This is a genomic window from Pseudomonas sp. GXM4 (assembly GCF_008923895.1).
GTDB classification, from domain to species: domain Bacteria; phylum Pseudomonadota; class Gammaproteobacteria; order Pseudomonadales; family Pseudomonadaceae; genus Aquipseudomonas; species Aquipseudomonas atacamensis.
Genome location: NZ_WBRZ01000264.1, coordinates 1 through 7,560 on the forward strand (window position 1 = coordinate 1; position 7,560 = coordinate 7,560).

General features: G+C 61.3%; 7 protein-coding genes. 2 read left to right on the plus strand and 5 right to left on the minus strand.

From position 1 onward, the window contains the following. The first annotated feature begins 171 nt into the window (after positions 1–171). On the plus strand, positions 172–1,146 hold the full coding sequence (gene hemB / locus F8N49_RS23115; protein ID WP_071172979.1) for a porphobilinogen synthase: 975 nt from the start codon (positions 172–174) through the stop codon (positions 1,144–1,146). Between the two features lie 122 nt (positions 1,147–1,268). Here the strand turns inward: hemB and F8N49_RS23120 are convergent, their stop codons facing one another. Continuing rightward, on the minus strand, positions 1,269–3,473 hold the full coding sequence (locus tag F8N49_RS23120; protein ID WP_071172978.1) for a TonB-dependent siderophore receptor: 2,205 nt from the start codon (positions 3,471–3,473) through the stop codon (positions 1,269–1,271). A 282-nt stretch (positions 3,474–3,755) separates the two neighbouring features. Here F8N49_RS23120 and F8N49_RS23125 point away from each other — a divergent pair, with 282 nt between their 5' ends. Then, on the plus strand, positions 3,756–4,838 hold the full coding sequence (locus F8N49_RS23125) for a DUF1615 domain-containing protein (RefSeq protein ID WP_071172977.1): 1,083 nt from the start codon (positions 3,756–3,758) through the stop codon (positions 4,836–4,838). A gap of 70 nt (positions 4,839–4,908) precedes the next feature. Here the strand turns inward: F8N49_RS23125 and F8N49_RS23130 are convergent, their stop codons facing one another. From F8N49_RS23130 to F8N49_RS23145, 4 genes are all read right to left on the minus strand, one after another. After that, complete coding sequence (locus F8N49_RS23130) at positions 4,909–5,349, minus strand: phage infection protein (RefSeq protein ID WP_071172976.1); 441 nt, start codon at positions 5,347–5,349, stop codon at positions 4,909–4,911. Between the two features lie 132 nt (positions 5,350–5,481). Next, complete coding sequence (locus tag F8N49_RS23135) at positions 5,482–6,174, minus strand: anti-sigma factor domain-containing protein (protein ID WP_016775384.1); 693 nt, start codon at positions 6,172–6,174, stop codon at positions 5,482–5,484. Next, positions 6,171–6,698 (minus strand): sigma-70 family RNA polymerase sigma factor, encoded by a 528-nt coding sequence (locus F8N49_RS23140; protein WP_071172975.1) that lies wholly within the window; start codon positions 6,696–6,698, stop codon positions 6,171–6,173. Before F8N49_RS23140 ends, F8N49_RS23135 begins: the two co-directional genes overlap by 4 nt. 161 nt (positions 6,699–6,859) lie before the next feature. Continuing rightward, entirely contained in the window at positions 6,860–7,381 is a 522-nt protein-coding gene (locus F8N49_RS23145) for a DUF3455 domain-containing protein (protein ID WP_071172974.1), read from the minus strand. Positions 7,382–7,560 lie beyond the last annotated feature (179 nt).

Here is a 7,560-nt window from a genome sequence, read left to right on the forward strand (position 1 = left end):
CCGCCATCGCTGGCAAGCCAGCTCCCACAGGAATTTGAAATGTACATGCAAGATTATTACAAGCCCGGTAACGCTCTCTTGATTGATCCAGGTTTGTCCCGCACCCGCCGCAAGGCATAAGCTTCGCCCCCTACGACTTTCGTCTCATCCGCTGTTTTCAGGAAAGGCCCCATGTCCAGTCAGTTCCCCGAAGCACGTCCCCGCCGTCTGCGCCGCAATGCGAGCCTGCGCAGTCTGTTCCAGGAAACCGAGTTCAGCCTGAACGATCTGGTGCTGCCAATCTTCGTCGAGGAAGACATCGACGACTTCGTGCCGATCACCAGCATGCCCGGCGTGCAGCGCATTCCCGAGCGCAAACTGGCCGGCGAAATCGAGCGCTATGCCCGTGCCGGCATCAAGTCGGTGATGACCTTTGGCGTGTCCCATCATCTCGATGCCAACGGCAGCGACACCTGGCGCGAAGACGGTCTGGTGTCGCGCATGTCGCGCATCGCCAAGGACGCCGTGCCGGAAATGATCGTGATGTCCGACACCTGCTTCTGCGAGTACACCGATCACGGCCATTGCGGCGTGATGCACAACCACGAAGTCGACAACGACCAGACCCTGATCAACCTCGGCAAACAAGCCGTAGCGGCCGCCCGCGCCGGTGCTGACGTGATTGCGCCCTCGGCGGCGATGGACGGCCAGGTGCGCGCGATTCGCCAGGCGCTCGACGCCGCCGGCTTCACGCAGATTCCGATCATGGCCTACTCGACCAAATTCGCTTCGGCACTGTACGGCCCGTTCCGCGAGGCTGGCGGCAGTGCGCTCAAGGGCGATCGCAAAAGCTATCAGATGAACCCGATGAACCGCCGCGAAGCCCTGCGCGAATCGCTGCTCGATGAACAGGAAGGCGCCGATGCGCTGATGGTCAAACCGGCCGGCGCTTACCTCGACATCATCCGCGACATCCGCCAGGCCTCGAACCTGCCTCTGGCGGCGTATCAGGTCAGCGGCGAGTACGCGATGATCAAGTTCGGCGCCCAGGCCGGCGCGATCGATGAGGATCGCGTGGTCCGCGAAAGCCTTGGCGCGATCAAGCGTGCAGGGGCGGATCTGATCTTCACCTACTTTGCGATGGATCTGGCACTCGCCGGGATCTAAGCCGCACCTCGTACCCCTGTGGGAGCGAGCCTGCTCGCGAAGAGGCCGGATCAAGCACCACAAAAACCAGAAAGGCCCCGCAACCGTGAAGCTGCGGGGCCTTTTTTATGACGCGATGACGCTTAGAAGTCGATCGTCCCCGACAACTTCGCCACTCGCGGTTCGCCCTGGGTCAGGTAGCCGCCCTGAGCCGATTCCCAGTACTTCTTGTTCGCCACGTTCTCGACGCCGAACCGCACGGTCACGTCCTTCTCCGACACCTTGAACGCATAGCGCGCGCCGGCATCGAAGCGGTTCCAGGTTGGCAGGCTGAGGTTGTTCGCCGCGTCGGCGTATTGCCCGCCGGTGCGCAGCATCCGCGCATTCAGCGCAACGCCTTGCAGGCCCGGCACGTCCCAATCCACGCCAGCGTTGAACTGGAACGTCGGCACGCCGATGGCGCGGTTGCCGTCGTTGGCGCCGTTGAGGGTGTTTTTCAGTTCAGTGTCCATCAGCGTCAGGCCGCTGATCAGGCGCAGGCCGTCGATCGGCTCGCCGAACACGTTCATCTCCACGCCTTTGTTGATCTGCTCGCCTTCGCGGACGTAACGAGCAGTATCAGCATCGATGATTTCTGAATAGCCGTCGCTCGGCTGCTCGATGCGATAAAACCCCAGGCTCGCTCCGTAAGTGCCCATGTCGACCTTTACACCGAGCTCGGTCTGCTTAGAGCGCGCGGGTGCGTAGACTTCGTTGCCGTTTATCACTTCACGAGAGCCTGAGTTGGTCGGAGATGTCGGCCCTTGGGCCAAGCCCTCAATATGGTTAGCGTAGAACGACACGTGCTCCCACGGCTTGAATACGATGCCGTATACCGGCGTGGTGATCGACTCGTCGTAGCTCGACTTGCGGCTGCCGCTGCCATAACTGGCGTAGTTATAGCCTTGCACAATCAATTGTTGGCGACGCAGACCAGCGGTGACTAATAGGCGATCATCGAAGAAACCGAAGGTGTCAGATATTGCGACGCTGCGGTTGAATGTCTTGCCGACAATGCCCGGATCATCAAGGTCCCCGCCGACAGTCCCGGTTATTGGTGCCGGGGCTTGAATTGGGTGATAAATATTGTTTGCGGTTTGTCTTCTATCAAAGTCATAAGCACTGCGCTGCTCGGCCCAGATCCCGGTCAGGCCGAAATTCAGCTTGTGGCTGACCGGGCCGGTGTTGAATTTGCCGTTGAGGCCGGCCATGACGCTGGTGTTGTCCTCATCATGCGGGACGAACGAGCCGGTGGTGAACGAGGCGCCGCTGTTGCCGACCAGCGTGGTCGAGTTGTACCGGCCAACTTCACGGGTGTGCTTGGCGCCACCGGCGGCGTAAGCGGTCCAGTTGTCGTTGAGGTCGTACTCGGCGCGGAGCATGCCGAAGGTGTCTTCGATGTCGGTGTAACCCCACTTCGGCGCGTAGTTGGTGTCCGCCGATGGCGCGTCCGGGATGTGCGTGGCGGTACCGAGGTTGACCGAGCTGCGGCCGCCGTTGACGCGTTCCTTCTGATAGGCAAAGTCGCCGGACACCCGCAGCGCATCGCCGCGATAATCCAGGCCGATGGCGAACAGTTTCGAGCGCTGGTTCTCGTGATCGATGCCGGTGTCGCCTTCGCGCTGCGACAGGTTGACCCGCGCGCCGAAGCGGTTGTCTTCACCGAAACGCTGGCCGATATCGAAGTGATGACCGATGCGGCCTTCGCTGTTGATGTCGGTGGTGTAACGACGCAGCGGCACGTCGCCGGCACGCTTGGGTTGCAGGTTGACGCCGCCGCCGATGCCGGAACCGGTCGGCGTTACGCCGTTGATGAAAGCGTTGGGGCCTTTGAACACTTCCACGCGCTCCAGCGCATCGGTGGAAATGATCTGCCGGGGCAATACGCCGTACAGGCCGTTATAGGAAATATCATCACCATTGAGCGGCAGGCCGCGAATCATGAAGACCTGCGCCTGATTGGAGAAGCCCGAGGCCTGGCGCACGGAAGAATCGTTGAGCAGCACGTCGGCGACGTTTTCCGCCTGCTGATCCTGGATCAATTGCTCGGTGTAGGACGCTGCGCTGAACGGCACATCCATCATGTCCTGATTGCCGAGCACGCCCAACTGGCCGCCGCGCGCAACCTGACCGCCAGCGTAGACCGGGGGCAGGGCGTTGGGCGCAGGCGCCTGGGCATTGACGTTGACGTCGTCGAGCACCAGCGCTTTGCTGTTTTGTTCAGCAGCGTGAGCGGTGACGGTCAGGGAGCACAGCAGGGCAAGCAAAGTCGGGCGAAATGGAGCGCCGAGTCGAGCTGAAGCGGGCATGTCGGATACCTGGAGGCGAACGGCCAATGAAAAAATAAGGGCGGCGCGGAACTCCTTGCGCTAATGCGACTCCAGGCGCGAATGATAGGGTTTCGCAGTAACGTTTTGCAATCAGTTTGTCATCAGCGTGTAGGAGCTGCCGAAGGCTGAGATCTTTTGATCTTGATCTTGATCTTGATCTTGATCTGATCTGCAAAAAGCAAGATCAAAAGATCGCAGCCTGCGGCAGCTCCTACGGGGGTTGTGTATGGTGTTGTGGCTAATTTGATTGGATGGAGCAACATGCGATTACTCATTACTCTCGGCGCCGTGCTGCTGCTCGCCGGTTGCGCCAGCCAGCGCAGCAACGAACCGGCGCCGCGTCCGCCGGCCGAAGTGAAGGCTGAAATTGTTCGGCTGTTGCCGGCGAAAACTGCCGACCGTCAGGGCTGGGCCACGGACATCTACGCCGCGTTCGCCGCACAGGGCATCAACACCACCACGCAGAATCTGTGTTCGGTACTGGCCGTGGCCGAGCAGGAATCGACGTTCCAGGCCGACCCGACGGTGCCCGGCCTGGGCAAGATCGCCCGCGACGAAATCGACCGCCGCGCCGCCAAGGTGCACATCCCCAGCCTGCTGGTCAGCGGCGCTCTGCAAGTGCGCTCGCCCAACGGCAAGAGCTACAGTGAACGCCTGAATGCGGCGCGCAGTGAGAAAGAGCTGAGCGCGATTTTCGACGACTTCATCGGCATGGTGCCGATGGGCCGCACGCTGTTCGGCGGCTTCAACCCGGTGCACACCGGCGGGCCGATGCAGGTCAGCATCGAATTTGCCGAGGAGCACGCCAAGGATTACCCGTACCCGGTGGACGGCACGATCCGCCGTGAAGTGTTCAGCCGGCGCGGCGGCATGTATTTCGGCATCGCCCATTTGCTCGGCTATCCGGGGAATTACCGCGAGCCGCTGTATCGCTTCGCCGATTTCAACGCCGGCTGGTACGCCAGTCGCAATGCCGCGTTTCAGAATGCGGTCAGCCGCGCGTCCGGCATCCCCCTGACCCTGGACGGCGACTTGATTCGCTACGACTCGATCATGCCCGGCAGTACCGAACTGGCGGTGCGCACCCTCGGCAAGTCGCTGGGCATGCGCAACCCGACGATTCGCGATCAACTGGAGAAGGGCAAAACCCTGGAATTCGAAGAGAGCAAACTCTATCAGCGCGTGTTCGAACTGGCGGAGCGGGCCGAAGGCAAGGCGTTACCGCGCGCGGTATTGCCGGGGATTGTGCTGCAGAGTCCGAAGATCACCCGCAAACTCACCACAGCCTGGTTCGCCAAGCGCGTGGACGAGCGTTACAAGCGCTGCATGGCCAAGGCCGGATAAAACACGCAGACATAAAAAACCCGGCTGCGGGAGCCGGGTTTCTCTGCGGTGTTGCGCTTGCAGTCATGCATCAGGCAACACGGCGTTCGATCAGACGATCCGAACCACCTTCAGCAACACGGCGTTCGATCAGACGATCCGAACCACCTTCAGCAACGCGGCGTTCGATCAGACGATCCGAACCGCCTTCGGCAACGCGGCGTTCGATCAGACGATCCGAGCCACCTTCAGCAACGCGGCGTTCGATCAGACGATCCGAACCACCTTCGGCAACGCGGCGTTCGATCAGACGATCCGAACCACCTTCGGCAACGCGGCGCTCGATCAGACGATCGGAACCACCTTCGGCAACGCGGCGTTCGATCAGGCGATCCGAACCGCCTTCAGCCAGACGGCTTTCGATCAGCTTGTCCGAACCGCCTTCGGCGATCATGGTGTGCGCCGGGGTGGCGGCGAAAGCGTTAACTGCGAAAACCGAGAAAGCGATGCTGAGAAGAGTCTGGCGTTTCATGATGGTGTGCTCCGGGGTGTTGTTGGTTGGTATGGAGCTGATGTTACGCCCGGAATTTTTTATGAGAACTTCATTGCCGTGATGGTGAACATCGACGTCGATGATGGTTGCGGACAACCGCGTAGCAGAGCCTCAGAGCACCTTCACCGCACGCCCGATCGCCTGAATCGGCCCGGTCGGTTTGCCGATCGGTGAGCCGTTGGCGCCTTCCAGCGTCAGCTCAAACAGCTGGTTCGGTTGCAACGGCGGCAGTTTGTCCAGCGGCACCGACAACGCCTGCCCGGGTTTGACCAAGCCCAACGACACCGGCCCCGACCAGCCGTCAGCCTTGGTCCAGAACTCCAGCGCCTTGTCCGCCGGCACCTCGACCACTCCTAACGGGATCAACTGGATCTCCCGCGCATTGCTCGCCTGAATCACCCAGCCCGGCGCTTTGTCCTGCGGCGCCACCAGCACCACCAGATAACTCGGTTTCGGCGCAGTCTGCGTCAGCAGCATCGTGCCGAGGATCAATGTCGCCGCCAGCCCGGCCGCGCTCAAGCCGCGCCACAGCGGCAGCAGATTCCACCACGAAGTCAGTGGTTTCTTCACCGTCAGCCGTTCGAGACTGCGCTCGATACGTGGCCATAATTGCGCCGAGGGTTGCTGAGGTTCGGCCAGGTCGGTCAGCTCCAGCAGGCGCCGCTCCCAGGCATCCACCGCTGCACGCAGTTCGGGATCGTTCGGCAGGCGCCGTTGCACCTCGATGCGCTGCTCGAACGACAAGGTGCCAAGCACGTATTCGCCGGCCAGTTCATCCCGTTCCTGCGCTGATTCGCCGGTCATCCCATGCACTCCCGCAAAGCATTGAGGCTGCGCTTGATCCACGCTTTGACCGTGCCCAGCGGCGTGTCGAGGCGTGCGGAAATCTGCGCGTGGCTGTAACCGTCGACGTAGGCGTGGAGGATGCAGCTGCGGCGCTGCGGTTCCAGTTGTTCGAGGCAGCGATGAATGCGCGCCGAGTGAACATCGACCGCCTCATCAGGCGCCGCTGCCTCATGTTCTTCGCTGAACGGCGTTTCCCGACTTTGCTTGCGCAGCTGATTCAAGGCCAGATGCCGGGTCACGCTGAACATCCAGCCCCGCGCCGAACCCCGCGCCGGATCGAACCCGGCGGCGCCGTTCCAGATCTTGATAAATGCCTCATGCACAATGTCCTCCGCCAGCGCCGTATCGCGCACCAGCCGCTTGGCCACGCCGAGCAGGCGCGGGCCTTCCTGCACATACAAATCGCGCAAAGCCGCGCGCTCGCCCCGGGCACAGGCGGCGAGGCGGGCTTCGTAATCGAAAACGGATTCGGGTAAAGGCATGGGGTGCAATCTAGCTCACATTTCCCAAACATCCAGAGGCATGGTTCCCTGTGGGAGCGAGCTTGCTCGCGAATGCGGTGGGTCAGAAAGTAATAAGGCGACTGACACTCCGTCTTCGCGAGCAGGCTCGCTCCCACAGGATTGTGCACTGCTTCCGAATATCAGTTCGCCGCCCAGAAAATATAATCCGCCTGATACTTCACCACTTCCTGCTTGCCCTTGTTCGCCATGGTGCACTCACTGCCCGGCGCGACGCCGCCCTTGAGCGCGACACGCTGGATATAGCTGACCCCGCTCATCGCGCCTTTGCCCTCAGCCGGATTGGCCTTGACCAGTTGATAGGGCAGGTTGCCCGGGCTCGACGGTGCCACGGCCAGTTGTGTGCCGGTGACTTTCGAACCGTCCTTGGCTTGCCACGTCGCTGGCGGGCCGAAATAGGTGCCGACCTGTTTGCCGCTGCGATCATTGAGCACCGCTTTCGGGCCGACAAAGGTCCACTCGGTCTGCCCGGCCATATTGGGTTTGTCGCGGCATTCGTAGGTGATCTCGCCAACCCCGGTGGTCTCCAGGGCAATCTTGTGCCCGTCCGGCACCTTGATCGCGTCGGGATAACTGCTCTGGGCGAAGGTGGTCGCGGTGAAGGCGAGCAAACCGGTGAAGCCAATCAGCTGGGTGATGTTCATCCGATGATTCTCCGAAAAGGGTAGGGCGCTGACAGCACCAGAGTGGGCTGTTACAGGGACTACCCGTGGCGGAGGCGATTGGATGCAGTGCCGGAAAAATATTTTTGGATCACCTCTATACCTGTGGGAGCTGGCTTGCCAGCGATGGCGTCGTGTCAGCAGACATCGATTTTTCTGAT